This is a genomic window from Streptomyces sp. NPDC048441, assembly GCF_043200235.1.
GTDB lineage: Bacteria > Actinomycetota > Actinomycetes > Streptomycetales > Streptomycetaceae > Streptomyces.
The window spans coordinates 74,080-98,757 of sequence record NZ_JBICXM010000013.1; the positions used below are offsets into that span (position 1 = coordinate 74,080).

Below are 24,678 nucleotides of genomic sequence, written 5' to 3' on the forward strand. Positions count from 1 at the left end.
CGTCTTGCCCCCGGTTTGTTCCCGGCCTGTCCCCGGCGGTTCAATTGCCGCCCGCGAGCACCCGGTCCGGCGTGATGGGCAGTTCGCGCAGCCGTATCCCCGTCGCGTGGTGCACCGCGTTGCCGATGGCCGCGGCCGTCCCGACGATGCCGATCTCGCCGATCCCCTTGCTGCCCATCGGGTTGAGATGCGGGTCGTCCTCGTCGATCCAGTGCGCCTCGATCGCGGGTACGTCCGCGTGCGCCGGAACGTGGTAGGCGGCGAGGTCAGCCTCCGCGAAGTCACCGAAAGCCGCGTCCATGGTGCTGCCCTCGGTCAGCGCCATGCCAAGGCCCATGATCATCGCACCGATGAACTGTGAGCGCGCGGTACGGGAGTTGAGGATGTGCCCCGCCGCGTAGACGCCGAGCAGTCGGCGTACGCGGACCTCGCCGGACACCGTGTCGACGCCGACCTCGGCGAAGTGGGCGCCGAAAGAATGGCGGGCGTAGTCGCTTTCCGCGTCGGCGGTGCCCGCCGTGTCGGCGGTGGCGCCGACACCCTCCGGAGGCAGTTGCCGCCCGGACAGACGGCCGGCCAGCTGCGTACAGGCCTCGTGGACGGCCCACCCCCAGGAACCGGTCCCGGAGGAACCACCCGCGAGTGAGGCGGCGGGCAGGTCGCTGTTGCCGATGTCGGTGCGTACGGTGTCCAGCGGGACGCCCAGCGCGTCTGCGGCGATCTGGGCGAGCACGGTGCGGGCACCCGTGCCGATGTCGGTGGCGTTGATCCGGACCACGAAGCTGCCGTCCGGGTAGGCATGGGCACTCGCCCGGGACGTCGCGGCGATCACCGGGTACGTCGCCGCTGCGACCCCGCTGCCCACCAGGAAGGGCCCGTCGGCGCGCGAGCGGGGGCGCGGATCGCGCTCTGACCAGCCGAAGCGCCGGGCGCCCTCGCGCAGACACTCGGCGAGGTGACGGCTGCTGAAGGGCTTGGAGCTGTCGGGTTCCGTCCGGGTGTCGTTGCGCAGCCGGAGTTCGACGGGGTCGATGTCGAGGGCCACGGCGAGTTCGTCCATCGCCGACTCCAGCGCGTACATGCCGGGCGCCTCGCCCGGTGCCCGCATCCAGGACGGGCTCGGCACGTCGAGCGGCACCACGTGGTGGGTGGTGCGGCTGTACGGCGATGGGTACATGACGCGCGTCGCGGCGGCTGCCGTCTCGACGAACTCCTTGACCCGAGAGGTGTGCGCGGTCACCTCATGGATCACGGAGGTCAGCGTGCCGTCCGGCTCGGCCCCGAGCCGCACCCGTTGCAGGGTCGGCGAGCGGTGGCCCACCACGGCCGCCAACTGGCGCCGCGGCAGGACGAGTTTGACCGGCCTCCCGGTCACGCGGGCGGCCATGGAGGCGAGTACGACGTGCGGTCGTGGCGTGCCCTTGGAACCGAAGCCGCCGCCGACGTGTTCGGAGATGACCGTGACCTGGTCGTCGGGCAGCTCGAACAGGCCTGCCAGGACCTTCCGGACGATGGAGGCACCCTGGCTGCTGTCGTGCACGGTAAGGCGCCCGTCCTGCCACTGGGCGGTGGCCGCGTGCGGCTCCATGGGGTGGTTGTGCAGGGGAGACACCCGGTAGGCGGCATCGACGCGGACGGGCGAGGAGTCGAACGCCCCGTCGGCGTCACCGCGCGTGTGCTCCCCCGACGTACCGTCCGAGTCCTCCGGCACATAGGCGTCGGGATGATCGGCCCGCAGGGTGACGTCGTGCGGTTCCTCGGCGTAGCTGATCCGGACGGCGGCTGCGCCCTCGCGCGCCGCCTCCAGGCTGTCGGCGACGACGAGCGCCACGTACCACCCCCGGTGCGGGACACGCGCGTTCTGCAGCACGGCGAGGGTGGCGTCGTCCGGCTCGGCCAGGTGCGGTGCGTTCAGGTGGGTGAGGACGCTGACGACGCCGGGCACCGCCAGGGCCGCCGCGTCGTCGACGGCGGTGACGTCGCCGCGCGCCACCGTGGCCGGCACCGGCACGGCGTAGGCGCACCCCTCGGGCGTGTGCTCGGCGGCGTAGCGTGCGGCCCCTGTCACCTTGTCGGGGCCTTCCCTGCGCTCGGCGGGCGCCCCGAGAGCGCTGACGGTGTCCGGCATGGGGTGTCTCCCTGGAGGCGGAGTGTGAGTCGTCGAGGCGGGGTCTCGGTCAGGAAGCGGAGGGTGAATCGGCCAGGCGGCGCAGGACGTCGCACGCGAGATTACGGGCGAGACGCACCTTGAACGCGTTCTCCCGCAGCGGCTCGGCGGCGGAGAGCTCGGTGTCGACGGCCCGCAGGAAAGCGTCGTCGCTCGGCGCGCCGCCTAGCAGCGCCCGCTCGGCACGCTCGGCGCGCCAGGGCCGGTGCGCCAGACCACCGAACGCGATCCGCACCTGGCGTACGACGGAGTCCTCGACGTCCAGGACCACGGCCACGGAGGCGAGCGCGAAGGCGTACGAGGCACGGTCGCGTGCCTTGCGGTAGGCGGATGGCAGCCCGGCGGTCGTGGGCGGCAGCACGACACCGGTGATGAGCTCACCGGGCACGATCTCGGTGTCCAGGTCCGGACGGTCGCCGGGCAGCCGCAGGAACTCGGTGACAGGGAGCGTGCGCCGGCCCCGTGCACCCTCCAGCTCCACCCGGGCATCGATCGCGGCCAGGGCGACCGCCATGTCGGAGGGGTGCGTGGCGATGCACTGCGGCGAGTGCCCCAGGACCGCGTGGTCGCGGTGGACGCCGTCGCGTGCTCCGCAGCCGGTGCCGGGCGCACGCTTGTTGCACGGCTTGCTCAGGTCCTGGAAGTAGGGGCAGCGGGTGCGCTGGAGCAGATTGCCGCCCGTCGTGGCCATGTTGCGCAGCTGGCCCGAAGCCCCCGAGAGCAGCGCCTGGGCGAGCACGGGGTAGCGGTCGCGTACCAGCGGGTGTGCGGCGAGGTCGCTGTTGCGGACCGTCGCACCGGCGCGGACGGACCGGTCGGCGAGTTCCTCCACCGAGTCGAGCGGCAGCCTGCTGACATCGATCAGCGTCCTGGGCTGTTCCACGCCCAGCTTCATCAGGTCGACGAGGTTGGTACCGCCGCCCAGATAGCGGGAGCTCGGGCGGCCCGCGTGGGCCGCGGTCGCCTCGTCGACGCTGTGGGCGCGTACGTACATGAAGGACTTCACCGGGTCACGTCCTCGACGGCCTCGACGATGTGCGGATAGGCGCCGCAGCGACAGAGGTTGCCGCTGAGCCGCTCGCGGATCTCGTCCCTGGTCAGCTCCACGGGTGCGCCCGTGGCCGCGGCCGGATCGGTCACGTGCGAGGCGTTGCCGGCCGCGGCCTCCTCGATGGCGCCGACCGCCGAACAGAGCTGCCCCGGAGTGCAGTAGCCGCACTGGAAGCCGTCGCGCTCCAGGAAGGCCTGCTGAAGGGGATGCAGGCCCTCACCGCCACCTGTGCCGCGCAGCCCTTCGACGGTGGTGATCTCGGACCCGTCATGGGCGACGGCAAGCAGCAGACAACTGTTCGCGCGGCGCCCGTCGACGAGGACGGTGCAGGCACCGCACTGGCCGTGGTCACAGCCCTTCTTGGCACCGGTCAGGCCGATCTGCTCACGCAGGACGTCCAGGAGCGTCGAGCGGTGGTCGACGGCGAGGCGGCGGGGCTCGCCGTTCACTGCCAGGCGCACTTCAGAGTGGAACACGTCGGCTCCCATGGTGCTCCGCTCCCTCGTCGAGGCGTGGCCGGTGAGGTGACCGCGTGTCCAGCCTGAGTCAGGACACGCGTTCCGGCACGCCAGGAGCACGGACTCAGAGGCAGTGCGCCTGCGCGCGGACGGAGGGGCTCCCGGGGCACTAAAGTTCTTGTCTCCTCACTCTCTATATCCTCTCTGTGCCCTCTCCGGGCCCGCCCGCACCGCAGACTGGAGCTCCCATGAGTACGCCTGCCCCCGCCGCTCTGGTCTTCGTCGGCCCGGAGCAGACCGCCGACGTCGGGCGAGGGCAGATCAGTGTCGTGTGGTCACTGAGCGGCCATACGAGGGATCTGGACGCCAATGTCGTCAGGCTGGCTCCGGACGCGGCCATCGGTGAACACACGGAGACCGTCCTCGGCGTCTTGCTCACCGTGCTGAGCGGCTCCGGTGAACTCCGCACCCCGGACGCGACGTGGCAGCTCACGCCCGGCGCCCTCGCCTGGCTCCCCGCGGGCACCACCCGCTCCCTGCACGCGGGGGAGGAAGGGCTCGTCTACACGACGGCTCACCGCCGCCGCCCGCCCCTCGGCATCGGTCCAGCTCTCGGCTCGGACGCCGGTGAGCCTGCCTGCCTGCTCGACCGCGTCTGTCCCGAGTGCGGTCGCCTCGCCGCTGAACGCGATGCCTGCTACTGCGCGCGCTGCGGAACTGAGCTGGGGTGAAGGGCGCCCGTCGGCTGTTGCTTGTCGCCCGTCGTCTGTCGCCTGTCGTCTGTTCAGTCGATGACCGCGGTGGCCTCGACCTCGACCAGATGGTCGGGTACGTCCAGTGCCGCGACGCCGAGCAGCGTGCCGGGCGCTACCGGCGTGGTCCCCAGCTTCGCGGCCGCCCGGGTGACGCCGTCCATGAACAGGGGCATCTTGTCCGGGGTCCAGTCGACGACGTAGACCGTCAGCTTCGCCACGTCGTCGAAGGAACCGCCGACCCCGGCCAGGGCGGTCGCGATGTTGAGGTAGCACTGCTCGACCTGAGCGGCGAGGTCTCCTTCGCCGACCGTGACCCCGTCGGCATCCCAGGCGACCTGCCCGGCGATGAAGACCAGCCTCGAACCCGACGCGATCGACACCTGCCGATAGGCGTCGATCTGCGGCAGTCCGTCGGGGTTCACCAGAGTGATGGCCATGCTGCGCCCTCTCGTTGCTCTCTTGCGGTTACTGAAGAACCGTAAGAGAGCACCCGCTGACGTGGAAGAACGCACTTTCCGGTGACTGGGTAACCGGATGGTGACCCAGCAGTTCACGGGCTCAGGGGCGTGTCATGCTCGGAGTCATGAGCGGTGGAGCGGGTGAGCGGTCTCCGGAGGACCTGGAGTACGAGGAGGAGCGGTCGGTCCCGATGGAGGCGCCGACCACGCCCGGCGCGTGGGATGTGCTGGCGGGCGACTGGGAGAGTCTCCACCAGGGCTACTACCTGGGCAGCGCCCGACATGCGGTGCTCGAATGCGCGCGGCACCTCGAGGCAAGTGCCGGGGCGGACGCCTCGGAGCGGGCTCTGTGGACGCTCGGGCTGTACTACATCGGGGGTTACGTCATCTACGGCTCGCCCCATGGGGAGTCGGAGACCCGGGTCAGGGCGGTGATGGCCGGGGCCGAGCGGTCTTTGGGCGGCTCCCCGTGCGGTCATCCGGCGCATCCTTGCGACGACGTCCCGGAGGGTGGCGAGCTGGAGGGGTTTCCCGCGGTTCTGGAACTGCTGGCCCATCCGGAGCGGGATGCGGAGCACGAGGCGGCCCTGGCAGCGGAGTTCGCCGATCCGGACGGGTACGCCGACGACGACTGGCGGCAGTCCTGGTACGGGGGCCGTCTCGGCAGGGACGTATGGGCCTGTCCGCAGAACCTGACGGGGTTCGCCCGCGCGTTCCTGGCCTGAGACGGGCGGTGGTGCGCGACGGCGAGGCGACCCCCGGTCCGTCTGGAGGCCGCCTGCCCGGAGATGCCTGGAGACCTCCTACGAGATGAAGCCGCGAGTGATGTGCGTCCCCGTTCCGTCGTCCTGGGCCCGGTAGTTGGACTCGCCGACGCAGTCGCTGTACTCGTAGTTGGCCCGGGACGTGCCGCTCAGGCCGCCCGCGTCGGTGGAGGTGGGGCCGCCGAAGACAGCGTCGGACCTGGGCATTTCGGCGCAGCTCGGAATCCCCGCGTAGTACTCCACGAAGCCTCCCTGTGAGCCCTGCAGATTGCCGCTGCCTGCCGGCAGGGTGTACGTCCCCAGGTGGGTGGAGGCACCGGTGACCGTGTCCCTCGCCGTTCCGGACCAGGTGTCGGTTCCGGTCCGTGCGACCTTGATGTCGTAGCGGTGGCCGTACACGGCGTCGAAGTCCACCGCGCAGGTCACGCCGGGGCCGCCGTCGGCTCCCGCGTGGCAGTTCGGGTCGGAGGTGGTCGCGCCCGCGGTGAAGGTCGAGAAGCGGGCGGAGAGCCGCTCGTTGCCGCCGCTGTTCGCTCTTGGCTGCAGGCCGGTGTAGCCCATGCCGCCTGCGAAGTCGTACTGCTGGGCGAAGTAGATCCCGCTCTGGTGGGCCGTCGCGGAGTTCACCGTGATGGGGAAGGTGATGTTGGTCAGCCCCTCCGACGGGGTGCCGTCCATCGACCAGCCGACCGAGACGTTGCCCCCTCCGACAGAGGCGGAAGCAGAGGCGGAAGCAGAGGCGGATGGGGGTGAGAGCAGGAGCAGTGCGGCCGCCGCGCCGGCAACGGCACATCGACGGGGAGTGAGAGCTGACATGGGCAGTTCCTCTCAGTGGGGGTGTCGAGTCTGTGGGGGAGCCGAGGAGGAGAGGAGAGGAGCCATCGGACGCTTCCCTCAGGGCACTTGTACTCATCTGCGGCCCGTGACGACATGGACAAACACAGGTCTTGGCTTGGACTCTTGACCGGACCCACGCCCTGTCGCCAGCAGGGAAAACGTGACATTGTACGGTGATCCTCGCCAAGATCGAAGGGACCGCCACCGCATGGGGCACCTGGAGCGCCGCGACCTCAACGCCACTCGGGAGCGGCTGCGCGATCAGGTGGCCCACGCCCTGCGAGCCGCCCTGATCTCCGGCGAGTTGCGTCCGGGCGCGGTGTATTCGGCGCCCACGCTCGCCGAGGACTTCGGCATCTCGGCGACGCCCGTGCGCGAGGCGATGCTCGATCTGGCCCGCGAAGGGCTGGTGGAGCCGGTCCGCAACAAGGGCTTCCGTGTCACCGAGGTCAATGAACGCGACCTCGACCAGTACACGGAGATCCGCGCGCTGATCGAGGTCCCCATGATCGGCCGGATCACCCGCAGCGCCTCGCGCGAGGAGCTCGAGGCGCTGCGCCCGGTTGCCGAGGAAATCGTCCGGGCGGCGCGGGACCACGACCTGATCGGTTACCTGGACGCCGACCGGCAGTTCCATCTCTCGCTGCTCGGGCTCTGCGGCAACGACCGCTTGGTCGAGACCGTCAGCGACCTGCGCAAGCGCTCCCGCCTGTACGGGCTCTCCACTCTGGACGAGCGCGGCGAGCTGATCCCCTCGGCCGAGGAGCACCTGGAGCTGCTCGACCTGATGCTCGCGGGCGAGGCGAAGGCGGCGGAGAAGTGCATGGCCGAGCACCTGGGCCATGTCCGCTCCCTGTGGGCCAGCAGCGGCAGCGCCTCCTAGGGCCAGGCCAACTCGGCGGCAGGATGCACTCGGACGGGTTCCGTCTACCTTTCCCGCCCCCTGGCGATCTCAGCGAACGGATCACGGATTTCCGTTCCGAGAGCCTCAAGTAGCCCACCAGAACGCCCTTCTGACGGCACATCAATTTCTGCTGCCCCCGGCAACCCTCTTCTCACTGCCATGTGAACTGTGAAATTGTACAGCCACACTTTCGGCGGACATGACAGCTCCGGGAGCGCTCAACTCCCGTTGCCTGCACGGTCCGCACCCTCGACCCCGTGCCTCGCGGCACGGCTGACGACTGGCCTGGAGGCCATCGCTATGCATAGACCCCCCACCTTCAGAAAGTTCGCCAAACTGCTGATACCTACCGTGGCCGCCGCCGGCCTGGGGCTCACGATGCTCGCTCCCGACAGCGGGGCGGCACCGGTCGGCCCTGGGGCGCCCAAGCCCGCACCGAGGTCGGCCCCCGCTCCGCTGCCCGCCTCCGCCACGGTGCTTGCCGACGACCTGGCCCCCGGCCACGCGGCCGACCCCGCGAGATCGGCCACGAAGGCTTCGAACTCCGCGCGACGCGCCCCGTTCCCCGCGACCCAGAACGCCGCACAGCGCAAGCAGGCCCGTGCCGAGGCGAAGGCCGCGGCGGGCTGCGATGTCAGCGACTTCACGTCGAAGACCGGTGCTGCCCTGGTCGAGCAGATCAAGCAGTCGGAAACCACCTGTATCAACACGCTGTTCAGCGTGACCGGCGGGGACTCCAAGGCCCTCTTCCGCGAGGAACAGATGGTCACGGTGGCGAACGCGCTCAAGGATGTCGCGGCCAACTACCCGGGGAACAACAGCACTTCGGCGACCCAGGTAGTGCTGTACCTGCGCGCCGGCTACTACGTCCAGTACAACCAGCCGGAGAACGTCGGCGAGTACGGGCCGACACTGAAGAGCGCCATTCAGGGCGCCCTGGACGGGTTCTTCGGCTCGTCCCACGCCTTCGACGTCACCGAGGCCAACGGGGAGACTCTGTCCGAGGCGGTCATCCTGATCGACAGCTCCGAGGAGAACGCCCGCTACCTCGACGTGGTCAAGCGTCTCCAGAAGGACTACGACGCGTCGTACGACGAGTTCTACTGGATGGTCGCCGCGGTCAACAACACCTATACCGTGCTGTTCCGCGGCCACCAGCTGCCGGAGTTCACGGAAGCCGTGAAGGCCGACCCGAGCGTCCTCACCGGACTACGCGACTTCGCCGTCGCCCACGACGATCTGCTCGGCACCGACAAGTCCTACCTGGTGAGCAACGCCGGACGCGAACTCGGCCGCTTTCTGCAGCACGCCGACCTCAAGGACACCGTCAAGCCGCTGGTCAAGGAACTGCTCGGCCGCAGCGAGATCACCGGACGCACTGCCCAGCTCTGGGTGGGGCTCGCCGAGATGACGGATGGGTACGACAAGGCGAACTGCGCCGAGTACGACACCTGTGACCTGCAGAACCGCGTACGCGACGCCGTGCTGACGGTCAAGCACACCTGCGGTCCGAGCGCGAAGATCCTCGCACAGGAGCTGACCGCGTCCGAGCTCGCGACCGCATGTGACAGCGTCCTCAAGCAGGACCCGTTCTTCCACAAGATCGTCAAGGACAACGGCCCGGTCAAGGACGACAACAACACCAACATCGAGATCGTCGCCTTCAACTCCAGTACGGATTACAGGACGTACGCCGGTGTCGTCTTCGGAATCGACACCAACAACGGCGGCATGTACCTGGAGGGCGACCCGGCCGCCCAGGGCAACCAGCCGCGCTTCATCGCCTACGAGCAGCCGGCCCAGGACGGCGCCTTCCAGATCTGGAATCTCAACCACGAGTACACCCACTACCTCGACGGCCGCTTCGACATGTACGGCGACTTCGCCGCCGGGCAGACCACCCCGACGGTGATGTGGATCGAGGGCTTCGCCGAGTACGTCTCCTACTCATACCGCGGCGTCACCTACGACAGGGCGATCGAAGAGGCGGGCAAGAACACCTACAAGCTCAGCCAGCTCTTCGGCACCACCTACGAGAACACCGACACCACTCGTACCTACCAGTGGGGCTATCTGGGCGTCCGCTACATGCTCCAGTCGCACCCCGATGACATGGCCACCCTGCTCGGCCACTACCGCGCAGGCGAGTACGACGCGGCCCAGAGCCTGCTCCGCGACACCATCGGCACCAAGTACGACGCCGACTTCGCTGACTGGCTGAGCAAGTGCGCCGGCGGCGACTGCGGCCAACTGCCCGCCCGTAGCGGCCGGTGACCGGGGCCTCGGTCAGCGGCAAGAACTGAGTCAGGAGAGAACTGAGTAAGGAGAGAGGCGAGCCTGGTGTCCCCGCACATCGTTCGTGCGCGGGACGCCAGGCTTCTCAACTGCCCCGGTTCAAGTGGAAGGCGCCTGACCGGCATCCTGACGCGTCTCCCGCGTCTCCCGCTGCTCCACATGCCGACGCCGCCACGCGAGGCCGAAGCCGACTCCGGCTATCAGCGCGGGCACGGCCAGCTCCATGGCCAGCGAGACCATCCAGCCGGGGTTCATCCGCTCCGTCATGCCGCTGGTGTACTGACAGGTCGCCTGCGGTGGAAGGAAGCTGTACTCCAGCGTTCTTGGCGCATTGGTTCCCCAGTCCGCTCCCGTGGAGCAGACCGACGACGGCCCTGCGAACAGCCTCCAGCCGGCCAGCGCGTAGAACATGAGGAACACGGAGCCAGTCACGAAGAAAGCCACTCCCGTGCGGCGGAACTTCTCGGTCCTGGTCATCGGCACCACCAGGTCGCTGCTGCCGAGCCGCGGCTCGAACCACTCCGCGATCAGTGCCGCGAACAGGCAGACGACCAGGACCAGCAGGCTGACCCAGAGCAGCACGCCGATCACGCCCCACCCTCCGAGGGAGGAGACCTCTTCGTGCTCGAACTCGCAGACGGTGGCCGGGGGGAAGGCCTGATTCCGCACCCTCAGCAGTCGGCCCTGCCCCTGCACAAGACCCTGCATACACCGCTCGTCGAATTCGAGCATCCCGAACAGAGCCAGCGCCGAGCCGACCATCACGGCGCCCGACGAGATCCCGGCCGCGACCCAGAGGCCGCCGGTCCGATAGCCGCCGTACGAACGCGCGTTTGACATTCGCGCACCATAACCGACCTGCGACCTGCGATCGGACGAATCAGTCCCGCCCGCCGAACTGCCAGTTGTGGACCTCGATGTCGGCATACAGACTCGAGGTGAGGACGGCGCGGGCCGTGTCCGGGTCGGGCGCCCGGAGCAGCGCCGCCGTACCGAGCCAGGTGGCGCCGTCGTCGGACAACAGCGGCCCATATGCGATCAGTTGGTCCTGATCGGCCGGTACGGCGAGGTCGGCGCCCGGCCCCGTGCCGAGACCGAGCACGAAGTACCGGTCGCCCTCGGTCGGGCCACCGGGGAAGTCCCACATGGTGCGCCCGAGGAGGTTGCGCCACCGGCGCAGCAGCACGTCCCGGTACATACCGGCCTGGTATCCGGGCTCGTCGAAGGCGAAGGCGCGGGCGGCGGCGGGACCGGGCACGTCGACGATGTGCACGCTGCCGGTGGGTATTTCTCTGTCGCTGCTGGCGAGGGTGGGGCCGCGGGCGATGAGCTCCTTTTCATAGCCGTCCATGTACGACCAGTGCTCCTCGAGCAGTTCGTCGCGCAGCGCCAGGGAGTCGGTTCGATCGCGGTGGTAGCAGAAGAACTCCATGCCCACACTCTCCACCATCAGCCGCCGTGGCACCGGGTGTTACTGCCTCTGCTATCGGTTCGGCGGCTGATACTCCCGACCGTGCCCTCGGTCAGTCGACGGCCGAGGCCATCCGCCGGACCGCCTCGGTGATCACTTCCGGCGAGGCGGCCAGGTTGAGACGGACGAAGCCCTCGCCACCCGTTCCAAAGGCGCTCCCGGCGCTCAGGGCGACGCGGCCGCGCCGCAGGAAGACCTCGGCCGGGTCGCCGCCGAGGCCCACTTCCCGGCAGTCCAGCCAGGCCAGGAAGGTGCCCTGCGCTGGCGCGTAACCGATGGCGGGCAGATGCTCGGACAGCCGCTCGGCAAGGAGCCTGCGGTTGTCGTCGAGGCCGGACAGCAGTGCGTCGAGCCAGTCGCCGCCGTCCCGCAGGGCCGCGGTGTGGGCGATGACACCGAGATGGCTCGGGCCGTGGCTGACCTCTTCCGGGATGCGGCCGAGGTCGTCGGCGGCTTCGGGCCCCGCGACGGCGAGTGCGGCCTTGAGCCCGGCCAGGTTCCACGCCTTCGACGCCGACATCAGGGACAGCCCGTTCTCCGCTCCGGGCACGCTCAGGAAGGGGACGAAGGACGCGCCCGCCGCCACGACCGGGGCGTGGATCTCGTCCACCACGACGCGCACCCCGTACTCCCGCGCCAGCCGCGCGACCCGCGTCAGCTCGGCCGCGGTGTGCACGGTCCCGGTCGGATTGTGGGGGCTGCACAGCAGATACACCGGCTGGTTCGTACCCTGTGCGGCACGCCGGAACGTGCCCTCAAGGACGGCGAAGTCGATCCGCAGATCCGGCCCGAGCGGCGCCTCGACGACGGGCCGGTCCATGTTCCCTACGAACTGGTAGAAGGGCGGGTACACGGGACAGTTGACGATGACGGGGTCGCCGGGTGCGGAGACCAGCTTGAGCATCTCGACGATGCCGAGCATCACGTCGGGCACGATCGCCGTGTGCTCGACGAGAAGCCCGTCCCAGCCCCACCGCTTGCCTGCGAACTCCGCCAGCGCCTCCGCGTAGGCCGTCCCGGCGGGGTAGCCGGTGTCACCCAGCGCCACGGCATCGGTGATCGCCTCGGCGACCGGCTCGGCCAGCGGGACATCCATCTCGGCCACCCACAGCGGCAGCACATCCTGCGGATAGGTCCGCCACTTCATGCTCGTACGACGCCGCAACTGCTCCAGCGAGAGCCGACGCAGGGGATTCGCACCGTCCGGCACGACGAGGTCACGCGACACATTTTCCATAGGTCAAAACTAGGGGCCGATAAATGATTGGCGCGCATCTGGATGCGGCGGGACGATCCGTGGTGTCCGGGTGCGCGCGAGCCTCTGTGATCGCTGTGATGGTGGCCCACCTGCCCAGAAAGGGAGCTGTGATGACCCACGTCCCGCCTGAGCGGTCCGACCCGCCCGACCCGCCCGAGTCGTCCGAGCCGTCCTGGCCCTCTCCCGAAGTCCGCACGGCCGCCGGGGTGTTGCGCGGCAGCCGGGAGGCGGGTGTGGCGGTTTTCCGTGGCATCCCGTTCGCCGAGCCGCCGGTCGGCCCGCTGCGCTTCGCGGCGCCGCGGCCGGTGCGGGGATGGGACGGGGTGCGGGCGGCGGTGTCGTACGGACCACCACCGCCTCAGGGCGGCCACTTCGGCATGGACGCGTTGTCGCGGGAGGCGGTGGGCGATGACTGGCTGACGGTCAACGACTGGACGCCCGATCCGGGCCCGGACGCGGGGCTGCCGGTGATGGTGTGGATCCAGGGCGGCGCCTACACGATCGGCATGTCAGGTCTTCCCGAGTACGACGGCGGACGCCGGGCACGTGAGGGCGGCCGTGGAGTCGTCGTGGTGACGTTCAACTACCGTGTGGGTCTTGAGGGGTTCGGGCAGCTCGAGGGGGCTCCGCCCAACCGGGGCCTGCTGGACCTGGTACTGCCCTTCGGCCTCGCACAGAGCGGTGACAAGATCGTGCAGCCGCATGCGCTGGCAGTGGGGCTTCTGGTGGCCCTGTTGTCCGCGGCGCTGCCCTATTCACTGGAGCTGACGGCGCTTCGCCGATTGCCGGTCCGTGTGGTGGGCGTTCTGCAGAGTCTGGAACCCGTCGCCGCCGGCATGGCAGGCCTCCTGCTCCTCCAGGAGCGCCTTTCCACACTTCAGTGGCTGGCCATCGGCCTCATCACAGCGGCTTCGGCCGGCGCGATCGCCGCCCACACGGGCAGCCACCCGCCGCGGGCTAAGCAAGAACTGACCGGAGGGACGTCGCAGAGCGGTCACAGGCTGGTGAGCAAGCCGTCGAGCGGGGTCGGTACGCGGTCGGGATCGAGAGCCTCGACGAGGACGCGGCCGTAGTGGATCTTGCGTCCCTTCTTCGTGCCGAGGAAGCGCCGCAACTGCTGCTGTGCGGTGCGGCCACGCTGCGCGGGCTGGCGCAGGAAAGTCTGCAAGGCGCGTACGTCGCCCTCCGCCCGGACGAGCTCCTCCACCCGTGTCACGCCGAGCGCGCGGATGAGCTCGTCCTCCAGATCCGCCGCGCAGACGAAGAACTCTTGCTCTGCCGCACTGGCCCGCTCCAAGCCGCGGGCGTAGTAGCTGCGTTCCGCTTCGTCGCACAGTCCCGTGAGACGGAGGCCGAGGCCGGGTGGCCCGAGGAGGCGGGCGAAGCGCCCGACGCTCATCGCACCGCCCATCGACAGGACGCAGACTCCTTCGGCCGCCAGGTCCCGGCCGCGGCTCGCGGCCAGCGCACTGACGGCTGCGGCGTCGCTCGGCCCTTCCAGCAGGACGGCTGTCCGTACCTTCAGCCGCGAGGCGAGCTCCTGCGCGGGCTCGCCGGGGCCACCCGCCGCCCACGCGGTGACCGCCTCCCGGAACAACCCCATGTCGGACACCAGACGAGTCTCCGCCCTTTCCGGCCAGCACGGTAGGGAATTTCCCTGACGGCGCCGGACCGTCCAGACCGGCCAGGGATCGGGGCGACCACGGACGCCCTGACAGGAGGCGCGGGTGAGCGGACGCAGGTTCGAGCATGTGAAGCCATCAGCGGGGTATCGCTTACATTCAAAGGTCGACGGACCATACTGGTCGGGCCCCGGTCCCCAACAGAACGACTCCATGACGAAGAACAGCACCTCCTCGACCACTGTCCCCGACACCGTGTGGTTGGGGCGCGGGCGCCACCTCGGGCCCGAGCCCGAGCAGGACGTCCGGCGCAACCTGATCGCCCTCAAGGCGGCCGGGGTGCTCGACGATTTCCTGGACCTCGACCCCGTCGAGGCGGCCCGCTCCACCGTCCTGCACCCGCGGGACGAGTCCGCCGACCCCGGCCCTTCGGCCCGCCGCCTCTTCGAGGCCCGCTGGCGTGTGGCCGACGACGTCACGGTGCGCGCACACCTGACCACGTACGACCCCGAACCTCGCCGTAAGGACGGGGAGGGCGTCGCCTGGGTTCTCGCCGCCGAGGCGGAACGGGCGTGGGATGCGCACTGGGCCTCGCCCGCCACCATGTTCTGGCCCGACAGCGAGCGGGTCCCCTGGGACCACGGGACAGTGCCGGGCGTGCGCCTGCGGACGACGAACCAGCTGCCGAAGGACGACGACAAGCTGCGCCATCGCCTCCGGGACTGCACCAAGCAGAGCTGGTTCATCCATGTCGTGGTGCACGAGGCGATGACGCCGGACGCGGTGGGGGAGCGGCCGATCTCGACGTTCCTGCCGCCGAGCCTGCGGCACCGGGTGGTCGAGCACCGGGCCACGCCGGAGCAGGCGCAGATCGCCGACTTCGCGATGAAGCGGGAGCTGAGCGTGCGGATGCCGCGCGGCGGAGCCGTCATCCTGCCCCCGGCGCCGAAGATCCCCGGCTATGACGCGGAACGTTTCTCGGTGCGCAGTGTCTTCCTCGACGGCTTGGCGCCGACCGAACTCCTTGACAGGATCAAGGAGTTCGCGGCGCTGCCGCGCCCGCTGCAGGCCGACGCCGAGCGGGCCCTGACACAACTGCGCCAGGGCTGGCACCTGCTCACCCCGGACGAGGAGCTGGTCCACGCCCAGGGCATGGTCACCAGGTACGCCGAGGCGCTCGAAGCCATGACGAACTCCCGCGACCGGTATCAGGAGGCGGCCGAGGCGGCGCAGGCCGCGCTGGCCGACGTGACGGGTGGCGACGGTGTGCCCCGGCCTCCGGCGCCGGGGCATGTCAAGGCGGACGGCTCGCCGCTGAGCGCCCTCACGAAGGCGTTCGGCCGCTTCCGGGACCCGAACAAGTAGGACGCGTGCCCGTACGTCACCACTTCACCGAGGTGGCGAGTTCACCATGGTGGCGAGTCAGCCGTTCGCAGGGCACAGGCGCCGCGGCTCGGGCTCACCCTTCAGCCGGGCGTCCGCGCACCCGGCCGGAAGGCCATGGTGCGCCTTCTCGCCGAAGTTGGCGGTCACCGTCATGGTGCTGTCTCCGAACACCGATCGCTGCACGGTGTGGTCGCCGGTCAGCCGTCGGAAGTCCGTCATGCGCTCGGTGCCCGCCGCTTTGTGCAACGGAGCGAAGTAGCGCTGGAGTTCGGCCATCTCCTTGCCGGTCGTATTCAGGTTCCCGTCGCTGAGAGCGAAGTTGAGAGGCGTGTTGTAGAGCACGGACATCAACGCGCGATCCGTCTTCTGAGCGGGGAACTTGTCGTACGGCATCTCCCAGCGGTCGGTACTGATGAGGGAGTCGTGCAACGCGGTCTCGTACAGCGGGACGCGGTAGGCGGGGTCGTACATCGACTTGGCCAGCGCGTGGGGCAGTTGGACCGGCTTGAGGAAGAACATGGGCGCATCGGCCGGGTAGTAGGTGCCCCATGCCTTGTCCTTCTGGAAAGGCCACAGCTGGTCGTTCACCGGCGTCTGGGAGCCGTGAGTGAACGCGAGCGCCGATGCCGACCAGGACACGGCGGACTCCGATCCGAGGACGAAGTGATCCTTGTCCGCGAGGGTGCGCATCCGCGCCATGCGGTTGTCCCGGTCCTGTTTCTTGGTCATCGGGTGGTTCAGGGAGAAGTCGCCGAACAGCTCACCGGCCGCGTCGACGTCCAGGAAGACGCTGTTGACGCCGTTGCGGGTCATCTCCCGTGTGTGTTCGGCCAGATACCGCTTGGTGGTCTCGGACTTGTCGAACGCCTCCGAGCTGAGGTAGCAGCCGCGCCCTCCGAAGCCGGTCTTGATCTTTCCCTTCCAGTCGCGCACGCAGTAGTCGGGGTAGACCGTGCCGGGCCATTTGGCCACCGGAGTGTCGGCGGTGTGCGGGTCCTGGCCGTTGTCGTAGGAGTCGTAGGGGCCGACGAGATAGCCGTGCCGTTCGGCGGTCGAGATCGCCTTCGCGCTCATCGGGTCGCCGTCCGCGTCGTAGCCGAGCCACAGCCGCGTACTGCCCTGCTCGCGCAGTTTGCGGATGGCCTTCGCGTCGCGGGCACCGCCCCACAGGTAGGCGTGTTGGGCGCCGAGCAGCTTCTTGATCTCCGGGTTCTTGGCGATCTTCTGCTTGAGTGTGCGGAGTTCACCGTGCTCGCGCAGCCAGCGGTGGTAGTCGGCGGCCGGTGCGACGGGGGAGGCCGACGTGAGCGAGAAGGCGACGGTGTAGTCGAGGTTCTTCTCCCGCCGGGAGAACTCATGTTTCGCCGTCGCGCTCAGTCGCCCCTTTGCCGAGGCGAAAGCGAGTGAAGTGCCGACGCTCTCCGGGGCGAGATAACTGACTCCGTGTCCGCGTGCGGTGTAGCCCCACAGCGGCAGCGTGAGCGAACCGGTGGCGAGTTCGGCTTCGGTGCCCGCAAGACCTGCTTCGGCGGAGTTCCAGAACCGGTCCTTGGCGGGTACGGAAAGGCCCTCACCTCGGGGTATCTGCAAGGAGGCGTCCCGCGCGCCGGTGCCGGGACCCCGGCCGGTGACCGGCCATGCGAGGGTGCCGTCCTTCTTGGCGCGCACCGTCATCCGCAGCCGTCCCCGCTCGCCGGCGGCGGTGACCCTCAAGCCCTTTGAGGGGTACGACCATGAGGCATGGGATCCGTCCACCTCGATGTCGGTGGGCTTGCCCAACTTGTCGGCTGTGGCGTCGGATACCGGGATCGGGACCGGGACGCCGTCGGCGTGCCCGGTCACGCGCAGCGAGGCGGTGTCGACGGTGGCCGTGCCGCCCGCCACATCGAACGTGACGGAACTGCCGTCTATGTGGGGCCGGTTGGACTGTGGGGACCGGCCTTCGGGGCCTGCCAGGGCGGCGTAACCCGCAGAGGTGCTGACCGCGGTGGCTACGAGTACGACGGTGATGCCGAGGAGGCGGTTGCGCCTTCTGCGTGCGCTGCCCACCGCGTGCCGCTGTCCTCGGCGTTGCTGCACGTGCTGCTGGCTCTCCGCGCGCGGGATGCTCTCTGGATCGACCATGATCGCGATTTTGCGGGTCGCGTATAAGAAGTTCTTAAGAGGCCTTGAGGGGTCTTAGGGGGACTCAAGGCGGCCTTGGGGGGACCCAAGACCGCCTCACGCGAACAGGCGATTGCGGTGCGAGGCACGACGCGCTGCGGCCAGGAGTCCGCGGATCTGAGAACCGGCCTGGTCGATGTCGCTGACGGGAGTGGCGAACGGCAGCCGGACATCGAGATGCGTGGTGGGGTACTCCAGGCGCAAGGTCACCCCGTAGCGGTCCATGGCCAGCGGGACCGCGCGCGACATACCCTTCGTGGGCTGTGGTTGCACAAGGCGCACCAAGAGCGGGACGAGCTCCCGGTGACTGTCGACGAGATGGGTCAGCATGGCGGCCTCGCTCCCGGCGATCGGGTCCGGGGTGGCCGAGCAGAGTTCGTCGAGGGAGACGAAGTGGCGGCCCTGACCGTCTTCGAGGAGCGCCTGACCGAATTCCATGCAGGTGCTCTTCGGCGACTCGTCGCTGTACGGGGCTGTCAGCAGCCCGGTGACGGTGACGCGGGCACGCAGGCGATCGCGTACGGCAGTAGGCGCGATGTCGGTGAACTCCAGGCGGACCGGGCGGCGTTCTCGCGGCGAAACCGGCGCTTCCTGGCTCGGGGCGTGCAGGTGGATGTGCCCCGTACCCATCCCGTCGAGCCGGTGGATCTCGGTGTGGCACCCGTCGCTGATCACTGTCATGGACTGCGCTGAGTGCAGGATCGAGTGCACGCGTTCGGCGGGGGTCGGCGGTGTGATGGGGGCGATGCGAGTGCTGCGGGTGCTGTGTCGGCGCATCCGAATGCTCCATGGCGTTGAAGAGGCCCAAGTCGAGAACCAAGGAACTTAGGTATGCCTAACCTAACCTACGAGACGGCCGACGAGAAGGGTGAGCGTGCGGCGGCTGCATCGCAATTTTGCGGGCTCTGCATGTTTGCGTAGTCTGCAAGATGTGACGAGCAAAGACGGCGCGCCCGGACTCCGTGAGCGCAAGAAGCGGGCTACACGGGCCGCGTTGGCCGATGCCGCGGTGCGGCTGGCCGCCGAGCACGGGGCGGAGAACGTCACCGTCGAAGCGATCAGCGGTGCCGCGGGTGTCTCGGCGCGCACGTTCTTCAACTACTTCGACAGTCATGACGACGCGTTCCTCATGATCGACGAGGAGGTCGGCGAGCGGATCCGGCGTGCGGTGCGCGAGGGGCCCGCCGACCTGCCCGTGCTCGATGTGCTGCGGGAGGCGTTCGCCGGGGAACTGCTTGACATCGAAGAGCGCCACGAGATCTGGAGCCTGCGGGCCAAGGTCTTTCAGCGCTCGCCGCACCTCCTCGTCCGTGGCCTGGGGGCCCATATGGCGGAGGAGTCGGAGTTGGCGCGGGCGGTCGCCGAACGGCTGGGGGGAGCGCCGGGCGGGGCGGTCGGGCTCTATCCCCGGCTGGTCGCCGCCGTCTCCACGACCGCCATCCGGGTCGCCATCGAGGACTGGTGCGGGCGGACGACGGATGTCGCCTTCGTCGATGTCTTCCGGCTCACCTTCGAGCACCTGGCCGCAGGACTCGTCGGCCCCGCAGCGGATTCCTGAACCGAGTTCTGAGCCGAGTCTGAGCCGAGTCTGAGTCGAGTTCTGAGCCGAGTCTGAGTCGAGTTCTGAATCCTTTTCCTGCCCGATCCACGGATCGACTTCTAAAGAAGGACACCTTGAGCGCAACAGAGGCGCCCGATCAGGCGCCCAACTCCATGAGTGACAAGCAGATGAGTAACAAGCAGATACTCCAGGCCATGTCCGGCCTTATGGCCGGCATGTTCGTCGCCATCCTGGCCGGCACGGTGGTGGCCAACGCCCTCCCGCGCATCATCGCCGACCTCGGCGCCAGTCAGTCGTCGTACACCTGGGTCGTCACCTCCGAACTGCTCGCCATGACGGCGACCGTCCCGCTGTGGGGCAAGCTCTCGGACCTCTACAACAAGAAGCTGCTCCTGCAGCTGTCCCTCGCCATGTTCATCGTCGGCTCCCTGCTGGCCGGGTTCTCACAGGGCGTCGGACTGCTCATCTTCAGCCGCGTCGTGCAGGGCATCGGCGCCGGTGGCCTCACCGCGCTGGCGCAGGTCGTCATGGCGGCCGTCATTCCGCCGCGCAGGCTCGGCAAGTACGCGGGCATCTTCGGCGCCGTGTTCGCCGTGGGTACGGTGGCCGGTCCGTTGGTCGGCGGAGTCCTGGTGGACACCTCCTGGCTCGGCTGGCGATGGTGCTTCTTCATCGGTGTGCCGTTCGCGCTCCTCGCCATCCTGATCCTGCAGCGCACGCTGCGGCTGCCGACCGTGCGCCGTGACGTGAAGATCGACTTCCTGGGCGCTTTCCTGATCGTGGCGGGCGTCTGCGCGCTGCTGATCTGGACCTCGCTCGCGGGTCAGCAGTTCGACTGGGCGTCCTGGCAGACGGCGGCGCTCACCTCCACCGGTGTGCTCCTCCTCGTGGTGGCGGTGTTCGTCGAGGCACGGGTGCCGGAGCCGATCATTCCGCTGGCCATCTTCCGCAACCGGACCGTCACGCTGACGACCGTCGCGAGCCTGCTGGTGGGTGTGGCCATGTTCGGCGGCACCGTTTTCCTCTCGCAGTACTTCCAGATCGCACTGGGCAAGTCGCCGACCGCGGCAGGCCTGATGAGTCTGCCGATGATCCTGGGTCTGCTTGTTTCCTCCACCGTCGCGGGCCAGTTCATCAGCAGGACCGGCAAGTGGAAGGCCTACCTGGTCTCGGGTGCGGTCATCATGACCGCCGGTCTGGGGCTGCTTGCCACCATCGACGCGAACACCGGCTTCGGGCTGCTCAGCCTGTACATGGCCGTGCTCGGCATCGGTGTCGGCATGTTGATGCAGAACCTGGTCCTCGCCGCGCAGAACGACGTACCGGCCGCCGAGCTGGGTGCGGCGACATCGGTCCTGTCCTTCTTCCGCAGCATGGGCGGCACGATCGGCACCAGCGTCCTCGGCGCTGTCCTGGCGAACCGCGTGGCTTCGGAGATCTCCAAGAGCGTGAGCGAGGCGGGCGGTTCGGCCGCCGGTGGCTCAGGTGGTGGCTCCGGTGGGGGCGAGGGGGCCGTACCCGACATGACGAAACTGCCCGCGCCGATGCGGGAGATCGTGGAGAACGCGTACGGCCTGGCGACTGCTGACCTTTTCCTGATGGCGGCCCCGTTCGCGGCGCTTGCGCTGGTCGCGGTGATCTTCATCAAGGAGAAGCCGCTGAAGACGACGAGCGGCATGGAACGGCTCGCGGAGGAGAACGGCGCGCAGCCGGACGGAGACAGCGAGAGCGCTTCGCCGACCCCGGTCGGCTGAGGAGGGCTCCGGACCGCGAGGGACGGGCCGGCGGCCTCTATGGTCGCCGGCCCCAGGCGGAGACCATGGGGGAAGTGGCGAGGTCGAGACGGCCCGAAGTGACGTTCGCCAGGTGCCGGTCGATGTCCTCATCAGTGGCGAGCCCCGCTGCCACCAACCTGTCGCGCACCTGACGGACCGTGGCCGCCTCCAGGACATCGCACGCAGGCGATGCGATGGGGAAGTAGGCATCCGCGCTGACATCCGCCAGGCCCACCTCCCGTAGAAGGCGGGGGAGTGTACGTCCGTAGGCGAGCTCCGCGCCGCGGGCCGCAAGCAGTGAACGGAACCCGGCCCGCAGCCTGTTGGCCAGTACTTGCTCCGGCCCGTACTCGTCCAGGCAGATCAGCGGCTGCGATGCCGGATCGGCGTCTTCCACCAGGAGCCACCCGCCCGGCCGCAACGCGCCGGCCATCGCGCGCAGCGCCCGATCGCGGTCGGGCACATGCACCAGCACCAACCGGGCGTGTACGAAGTCGAAGCCGTCACCCGGCGGAGCATCCTGGCCCACGTCGTGGCGCAGCACCTCGATGACGCCACCCGATGCCCCGGAGGCCCAGGACGTGTCGATGTCGGTCGCAAGAACTTTGCCGCTCTGCCCGACCCGACCGGCCAGCCATGTCACCACCGAGGAGCCGCCCGCCCCGACCTCCCAGCACTTCCATCCCGAGGTGATCCCCAGGTTCTCGATGTGCCGGAAGGTGGACGAATCGAAGAGCTCGCTGAGCGCGCCGAAACGCGTACCGGCTTCCGACTGCGCGTTGTCGAGAAGGTAGCCGTTGCCATCGCCGGGTACAGGTGCGGAGTGCGTCATGAGGGAAGTGTCCCTTCCTACGAGACGCGCCCGCCCGTCGGCAGCTCAGCCATCCGGGACTCTCTGGTCGGGCAGTCCTCGAATCAGTCGGGCAGTCCTCGAACGAACCCGGCGACCAGCGTCGCCACCGCCTCCGGGGTCTCCATGTTCATGATGTGGGTGGCATCGATCCGCTCGACGCTGATCGTCGGCTGGGTGTGCTGGGTGCGCTGGGTGTGGGTGAGCGCGTCCAGCTCGTCGGAGATCCCTTGTGCGAACCGGGTGTTGAATTCACCGAACCACTCCAGGCCGGGCGCAGTCGGCAGCTGTCGGCCGGCCTGTACGACGAGCAGCGGGCAGTCGATCCCGTTCAGCCAGGTGCTGACACCGAGCGCGCCGATCCGGTAGAGCTCGTCGACGATTTCCAGCGCCTCCGCCCTCTCCGGCAGCGTCTGCCACTTGCCGTCGGGCAGCCGACGTGCGGCCGCGCGGGCAGCGGCCTCCGCACGGTCGGCGGGAATCCCGAACAGGGAGGAGGCGGTGACCTTCTCCTCGATGTACTCGGGTGGCGCGATGGCCCCGGCCGAAGCCAGCAGCCCCTCACTCACCCGTTCAGCACCCGGATAGTCGCGGGCCGACCAGAAGCCGTCGAGATTCACGGCCGCACGGGCACGGGCACGGTCCGGGTTCTCCCGGGCGTACTCGACCGCGACAATGCCGCCGAGTGAATGGCCCGCCACAACGGCCTCCGGCACGCCATGTGTGTCGAGGGTTTCCGCGATGTCCCGCACCACGGTGGGGATGGTCCAGGGAGAGATGCCGGGAGAGCGGCCGTGACCGGGAAGGTCGAGAGCGAGGACACGGTGCCCGGCGGTGAGCAGAGCAGCCGCGGCGTCCCAGTCGGTGAGCGACCTTCCGTAGCCGTGCAGTAGAACGATTTGAGGGCCGTCGCCCCCGTAGTCATGAGCTTGTAGGAGTGTCATTGGGCGTCACTGTAGGGGGCATACAGCACGTAGAGCACATGATTATTGATCCCTCAGAAGCCGGGCTGTAGTGCCCCGATGCCATCCCAGGGGCGGTCGCCCGCAGTTGTGGTCGCGTGGTTCTCGGTCCGGTCGATGTAGCCCCGCAGGGCCTCGCGGGAGTGCGTGAGCGTCTCGATCCGGGCGTCCAACCGCTGCCGGCGTGACTGCATCAGCGTCAGCATCTCCGGGCAACTGACGAAGTCGGGAGCTTCGCCGAGCACGCAGGGCAGCAGGGAGGCGATGTCCTGGGTCGACAAGCCCGCGCCCAGAAGGTTTCTGATCTGCCGGACCTTCGCCACGGAGTCGGAGGCGTATTCGCGATATCCGTTGGAGCCCCGCTCCGGGGCCAACAGTCCTTGCGCTTCGTAGTAACGCAGCTGATGGGTTCCGACGCCCGTACGGCGACTCAGCTCACCAATGCGCATACAGACTCCCGACCCACCGCACTTGACCTTCACACCGGTATGAACCTTCATCATCGTGCCATGGACGACGACATCACTTCTCGAGCGCTGGCCGCGTACATCTCGGTCTGGAACGAGCGGGATCAACAGGCCCGCCGCGCGATCCTCGCCGACGTACTCACTCCGGACGTCGTGTACGTGGACCCCAACACCACCGCTGAGGGCCGTACGGCCATCGACGCCTACATCGAAGGTTGGCAGAAGCAGTCGCCAGGCATGGTGTTCAGCTTCGGCGAGGTGCGTAGCCACCACGACCTCGCGCACTTCAGATGGGGCTTCGGCCGGTCGACCGGATCGCCGCCAGTGGCTCGCGGGTGGGACACGGTGGTCCTGGCGAACGGTCGAATCAGCAGGGTCTACGGATTCTTCGACTAGCTGATGGCACTCATGTGTCCAACTGGGCGGGCCGGAACCGGCGGTCCCGGCCCACAGCCGTACGTCAGGCCATGACGCCGGCGATTCCCGTGCGACCGTCCGGGACGCCGACGATCGTCACGATGGTCTGCTTACGGACGTCCTCGCCGAGAACGCTGACCAGCGCGTCCGTTGGTGGGATCCTTCCCGGCCCCGGCCCTCGCCCCCGCAGTGCAGAAGCGCATCCTTGTGAGCATGACCGAGCTTCGCGCACTGTCACATGACGGCCACCCCATCACCGCCCTCGACGACGGCCGCGGGCCGACCCTGCTGGTCGTCCACCCGGGCGGCGGCGACGCGACAACCTGGGACGGCGTCACTCGCCACCTGATCGATGACTTCCGCGTCGTCAGGATCCACCGGCGGATCTACGCCCCCGGAGCGGACATTGTGCTGCCCCACTCGATGAGGGTCGAGGTGGCCGACATCCTCGCCGTCACGGAGCTCCTCAAGCCCCCCGTGCTCCTCGTGGGTCATTCCTCGGGCGCCGTCGCCGCCCTGGAAGCCGCCCTGCTCGCGCCGTCGGCATTCGCCGGGCTCTTCCTCTACGAACCAGCCGTCTCCACCCGGGAGTTGATCGCCGGAGCGGCGGGAGTACGGATCCGCGCCGAACTCGACGCGGGCGACCCGGTCGAGGCCATGCGGACCCACCTGCGTCACATCGTCCGGTTGCCGGAGAGCACGGTCGTCGAGATGTTCGCCAAGGAGCACGTGCGGGCGGCGTTCGGCGCGGTCGCGGCGGCGGCGGTCGCCGACACCGAGGCGGTCGACGCGCTCGGCGTGGGCATCGGCCGCTTCGCGACGCTCGCATCGCCGACGACCCTGATTGAGGGCGACCTCAGCCCCGCTCACCTGCGCGAACGCCTGGCCGACTTGGCGGCAACACTGCCGGACGCACGGATCGTCACGCTCCCCGGCCAGGGGCACTTCGCCCAACTCACCGCTCCCGGCATACTGGCCGGGGCGATCCGGGAGACGGCAGAACAGGTTTTTCACCTCTGAGATAGCAGCTAGCCGCCACCGGAGACTGGGACGCCAT

At 69.0% G+C, this 24,678-nt stretch carries 24 protein-coding genes and 1 pseudogene; 11 read left to right on the forward strand and 14 right to left on the reverse strand.

What is annotated here, in order from left to right; translation table 11 throughout:
• Positions 1-40: 40 nt before the first annotated feature.
• Genes ACGFSB_RS28560 through ACGFSB_RS28570 form a run of 3 tightly spaced genes read right to left on the reverse strand, consistent with a single transcriptional unit; the run spans position 41 to position 3,706 of the window.
• Positions 41-2,128 carry a xanthine dehydrogenase family protein molybdopterin-binding subunit gene (locus ACGFSB_RS28560; RefSeq protein ID WP_393405101.1) on the reverse strand — a complete coding sequence of 696 codons (2,088 nt, stop codon included), beginning with the start codon at positions 2,126-2,128 and terminating at the stop codon, positions 41-43.
• A 49-nt stretch (positions 2,129-2,177) separates the two neighbouring features.
• Positions 2,178-3,173, reverse strand: coding sequence for an FAD binding domain-containing protein (locus ACGFSB_RS28565; RefSeq protein ID WP_393405104.1), 996 nt, complete (start codon positions 3,171-3,173; stop codon positions 2,178-2,180).
• Positions 3,170-3,706: a 2Fe-2S iron-sulfur cluster-binding protein gene (locus ACGFSB_RS28570; protein ID WP_393405106.1), complete on the reverse strand. Its 537-nt coding sequence runs from the start codon at positions 3,704-3,706 to the stop codon at positions 3,170-3,172. Before ACGFSB_RS28570 ends, ACGFSB_RS28565 begins: the two co-directional genes overlap by 4 nt.
• Positions 3,707-3,924: 218 nt before the next feature.
• Here ACGFSB_RS28570 and ACGFSB_RS28575 point away from each other — a divergent pair, with 218 nt between their 5' ends.
• Positions 3,925-4,407, forward strand: coding sequence for a cupin domain-containing protein (locus ACGFSB_RS28575; protein ID WP_393405109.1), 483 nt, complete (start codon positions 3,925-3,927; stop codon positions 4,405-4,407).
• 53 nt (positions 4,408-4,460) lie between these two features.
• Here the strand turns inward: ACGFSB_RS28575 and ACGFSB_RS28580 are convergent, their stop codons facing one another.
• Positions 4,461-4,868 carry a RidA family protein gene (locus ACGFSB_RS28580; RefSeq protein ID WP_393405111.1) on the reverse strand — a complete coding sequence of 136 codons (408 nt, stop codon included), beginning with the start codon at positions 4,866-4,868 and terminating at the stop codon, positions 4,461-4,463.
• Positions 4,869-5,014: 146 nt separating this feature from the next.
• On the opposite strand from ACGFSB_RS28580, the gene ACGFSB_RS28585 reads away from it, so the two are divergent.
• Positions 5,015-5,614, forward strand: coding sequence for a hypothetical protein (locus ACGFSB_RS28585; RefSeq protein ID WP_393405113.1), 600 nt, complete (start codon positions 5,015-5,017; stop codon positions 5,612-5,614).
• A gap of 78 nt (positions 5,615-5,692) precedes the next feature.
• On the opposite strand, the gene ACGFSB_RS28590 is transcribed toward ACGFSB_RS28585, so the two are convergent.
• Positions 5,693-6,469 (reverse strand): hypothetical protein, encoded by a 777-nt coding sequence (locus ACGFSB_RS28590; protein ID WP_393405115.1) that lies wholly within the window; start codon positions 6,467-6,469, stop codon positions 5,693-5,695.
• Between the two features lie 229 nt (positions 6,470-6,698).
• Between ACGFSB_RS28590 and ACGFSB_RS28595 the strand changes: the two genes are divergently transcribed.
• Both ACGFSB_RS28595 and ACGFSB_RS28600 read left to right on the forward strand, forming a co-directional pair.
• Entirely contained in the window at positions 6,699-7,373 is a 675-nt protein-coding gene (locus ACGFSB_RS28595) for a GntR family transcriptional regulator (RefSeq protein ID WP_393405117.1), read from the forward strand.
• A gap of 321 nt (positions 7,374-7,694) precedes the next feature.
• A complete protein-coding gene (locus tag ACGFSB_RS28600; RefSeq protein ID WP_393405119.1) occupies positions 7,695-9,668 on the forward strand; it encodes a collagenase in 1,974 nt (657 codons plus the stop codon).
• A gap of 120 nt (positions 9,669-9,788) precedes the next feature.
• Here the strand turns inward: ACGFSB_RS28600 and ACGFSB_RS28605 are convergent, their stop codons facing one another.
• The 3 genes from ACGFSB_RS28605 to ACGFSB_RS28615 form a co-directional block, all read right to left on the reverse strand.
• A complete protein-coding gene (locus ACGFSB_RS28605) occupies positions 9,789-10,529 on the reverse strand; it encodes a hypothetical protein (protein WP_393405121.1) in 741 nt (246 codons plus the stop codon).
• Positions 10,530-10,569: 40 nt separating this feature from the next.
• Positions 10,570-11,121: a YciI family protein gene (locus ACGFSB_RS28610; RefSeq protein WP_393405430.1), complete on the reverse strand. Its 552-nt coding sequence runs from the start codon at positions 11,119-11,121 to the stop codon at positions 10,570-10,572.
• 91 nt (positions 11,122-11,212) lie between these two features.
• Positions 11,213-12,397 carry a MalY/PatB family protein gene (locus ACGFSB_RS28615; RefSeq protein WP_393405124.1) on the reverse strand — a complete coding sequence of 395 codons (1,185 nt, stop codon included), beginning with the start codon at positions 12,395-12,397 and terminating at the stop codon, positions 11,213-11,215.
• Positions 12,398-12,528: 131 nt separating this feature from the next.
• Between ACGFSB_RS28615 and ACGFSB_RS28620 the strand changes: the two are divergent.
• Positions 12,529-13,074, forward strand: a pseudogene (locus ACGFSB_RS28620) (carboxylesterase family protein); the annotation flags it as partial.
• A complete protein-coding gene (locus tag ACGFSB_RS28625; RefSeq protein WP_393405432.1) occupies positions 13,075-13,491 on the forward strand; it encodes an EamA family transporter in 417 nt (138 codons plus the stop codon).
• On the opposite strand, the gene ACGFSB_RS28630 is transcribed toward ACGFSB_RS28625, so the two are convergent.
• Positions 13,413-14,030: a TOPRIM nucleotidyl transferase/hydrolase domain-containing protein gene (locus tag ACGFSB_RS28630; RefSeq protein ID WP_393405126.1), complete on the reverse strand. Its 618-nt coding sequence runs from the start codon at positions 14,028-14,030 to the stop codon at positions 13,413-13,415. The two genes, ACGFSB_RS28625 and ACGFSB_RS28630, sit on opposite strands and share 79 nt — an antisense overlap.
• 223 nt (positions 14,031-14,253) lie before the next feature.
• On the opposite strand from ACGFSB_RS28630, the gene ACGFSB_RS28635 reads away from it, so the two are divergent.
• Positions 14,254-15,405: a hypothetical protein gene (locus ACGFSB_RS28635; RefSeq protein WP_393405129.1), complete on the forward strand. Its 1,152-nt coding sequence runs from the start codon at positions 14,254-14,256 to the stop codon at positions 15,403-15,405.
• Positions 15,406-15,462: 57 nt separating this feature from the next.
• Here ACGFSB_RS28635 and ACGFSB_RS28640 read toward each other — a convergent pair whose 3' ends face one another.
• Together ACGFSB_RS28640 and ACGFSB_RS28645 are read right to left on the reverse strand one after the other, a co-directional pair.
• Entirely contained in the window at positions 15,463-17,550 is a 2,088-nt protein-coding gene (locus ACGFSB_RS28640) for a glycoside hydrolase (protein ID WP_393405132.1), read from the reverse strand.
• Positions 17,551-17,646: 96 nt separating this feature from the next.
• On the reverse strand, positions 17,647-18,366 hold the full coding sequence (locus ACGFSB_RS28645; RefSeq protein WP_393405134.1) for a DUF2470 domain-containing protein: 720 nt from the start codon (positions 18,364-18,366) through the stop codon (positions 17,647-17,649).
• Between the two features lie 145 nt (positions 18,367-18,511).
• Here ACGFSB_RS28645 and ACGFSB_RS28650 point away from each other — a divergent pair, with 145 nt between their 5' ends.
• Positions 18,512-19,147 carry a TetR/AcrR family transcriptional regulator gene (locus tag ACGFSB_RS28650; protein ID WP_393405434.1) on the forward strand — a complete coding sequence of 212 codons (636 nt, stop codon included), beginning with the start codon at positions 18,512-18,514 and terminating at the stop codon, positions 19,145-19,147.
• A 116-nt stretch (positions 19,148-19,263) separates the two neighbouring features.
• A complete protein-coding gene (locus ACGFSB_RS28655) occupies positions 19,264-20,904 on the forward strand; it encodes an MDR family MFS transporter (protein ID WP_393405136.1) in 1,641 nt (546 codons plus the stop codon).
• 37 nt (positions 20,905-20,941) lie between these two features.
• On the opposite strand, the gene ACGFSB_RS28660 is transcribed toward ACGFSB_RS28655, so the two are convergent.
• The 3 genes from ACGFSB_RS28660 to ACGFSB_RS28670 form a co-directional block, all read right to left on the reverse strand.
• Positions 20,942-21,757: a methyltransferase domain-containing protein gene (locus ACGFSB_RS28660; RefSeq protein ID WP_393405139.1), complete on the reverse strand. Its 816-nt coding sequence runs from the start codon at positions 21,755-21,757 to the stop codon at positions 20,942-20,944.
• A gap of 83 nt (positions 21,758-21,840) precedes the next feature.
• Positions 21,841-22,719 (reverse strand): alpha/beta fold hydrolase, encoded by an 879-nt coding sequence (locus tag ACGFSB_RS28665; RefSeq protein ID WP_393405142.1) that lies wholly within the window; start codon positions 22,717-22,719, stop codon positions 21,841-21,843.
• 53 nt (positions 22,720-22,772) lie between these two features.
• On the reverse strand, positions 22,773-23,186 hold the full coding sequence (locus ACGFSB_RS28670; protein ID WP_393405144.1) for a MerR family transcriptional regulator: 414 nt from the start codon (positions 23,184-23,186) through the stop codon (positions 22,773-22,775).
• 60 nt (positions 23,187-23,246) lie between these two features.
• On the opposite strand from ACGFSB_RS28670, the gene ACGFSB_RS28675 reads away from it, so the two are divergent.
• Positions 23,247-23,600, forward strand: coding sequence for a nuclear transport factor 2 family protein (locus ACGFSB_RS28675; protein ID WP_393405147.1), 354 nt, complete (start codon positions 23,247-23,249; stop codon positions 23,598-23,600).
• A 234-nt stretch (positions 23,601-23,834) separates the two neighbouring features.
• Entirely contained in the window at positions 23,835-24,641 is an 807-nt protein-coding gene (locus ACGFSB_RS28680) for an alpha/beta fold hydrolase (RefSeq protein WP_393405150.1), read from the forward strand.
• The last annotated feature ends 37 nt before the right edge of the window (positions 24,642-24,678 follow it).

Coding starts and splice junctions, on each gene's coding strand:
- ACGFSB_RS28560 (WP_393405101.1), bottom strand. CDS start 2,128: ATGCCGGACACCGTCAGCGCTCTCGGGGCGCCCGCCGAGCGCAGGGAA.
- ACGFSB_RS28570 (WP_393405106.1), bottom strand. CDS start 3,706: ATGGGAGCCGACGTGTTCCACTCTGAAGTGCGCCTGGCAGTGAACGGC.
- ACGFSB_RS28575 (WP_393405109.1), top strand. CDS start 3,925: ATGAGTACGCCTGCCCCCGCCGCTCTGGTCTTCGTCGGCCCGGAGCAG.
- ACGFSB_RS28580 (WP_393405111.1), bottom strand. CDS start 4,868: ATGGCCATCACTCTGGTGAACCCCGACGGACTGCCGCAGATCGACGCC.
- ACGFSB_RS28585 (WP_393405113.1), top strand. CDS start 5,015: ATGAGCGGTGGAGCGGGTGAGCGGTCTCCGGAGGACCTGGAGTACGAG.
- ACGFSB_RS28590 (WP_393405115.1), bottom strand. CDS start 6,469: ATGTCAGCTCTCACTCCCCGTCGATGTGCCGTTGCCGGCGCGGCGGCC.
- ACGFSB_RS28595 (WP_393405117.1), top strand. CDS start 6,699: ATGGGGCACCTGGAGCGCCGCGACCTCAACGCCACTCGGGAGCGGCTG.
- ACGFSB_RS28600 (WP_393405119.1), top strand. CDS start 7,695: ATGCATAGACCCCCCACCTTCAGAAAGTTCGCCAAACTGCTGATACCT.
- ACGFSB_RS28605 (WP_393405121.1), bottom strand. CDS start 10,529: ATGTCAAACGCGCGTTCGTACGGCGGCTATCGGACCGGCGGCCTCTGG.
- ACGFSB_RS28610 (WP_393405430.1), bottom strand. CDS start 11,121: ATGGAGTTCTTCTGCTACCACCGCGATCGAACCGACTCCCTGGCGCTG.
- ACGFSB_RS28615 (WP_393405124.1), bottom strand. CDS start 12,397: ATGGAAAATGTGTCGCGTGACCTCGTCGTGCCGGACGGTGCGAATCCC.
- ACGFSB_RS28635 (WP_393405129.1), top strand. CDS start 14,254: ATGACGAAGAACAGCACCTCCTCGACCACTGTCCCCGACACCGTGTGG.
- ACGFSB_RS28640 (WP_393405132.1), bottom strand. CDS start 17,550: ATGGTCGATCCAGAGAGCATCCCGCGCGCGGAGAGCCAGCAGCACGTG.
- ACGFSB_RS28645 (WP_393405134.1), bottom strand. CDS start 18,366: ATGCGCCGACACAGCACCCGCAGCACTCGCATCGCCCCCATCACACCG.
- ACGFSB_RS28660 (WP_393405139.1), bottom strand. CDS start 21,757: ATGACGCACTCCGCACCTGTACCCGGCGATGGCAACGGCTACCTTCTC.
- ACGFSB_RS28665 (WP_393405142.1), bottom strand. CDS start 22,719: ATGACACTCCTACAAGCTCATGACTACGGGGGCGACGGCCCTCAAATC.
- ACGFSB_RS28670 (WP_393405144.1), bottom strand. CDS start 23,186: ATGCGCATTGGTGAGCTGAGTCGCCGTACGGGCGTCGGAACCCATCAG.
- ACGFSB_RS28675 (WP_393405147.1), top strand. CDS start 23,247: ATGGACGACGACATCACTTCTCGAGCGCTGGCCGCGTACATCTCGGTC.
- ACGFSB_RS28680 (WP_393405150.1), top strand. CDS start 23,835: ATGACCGAGCTTCGCGCACTGTCACATGACGGCCACCCCATCACCGCC.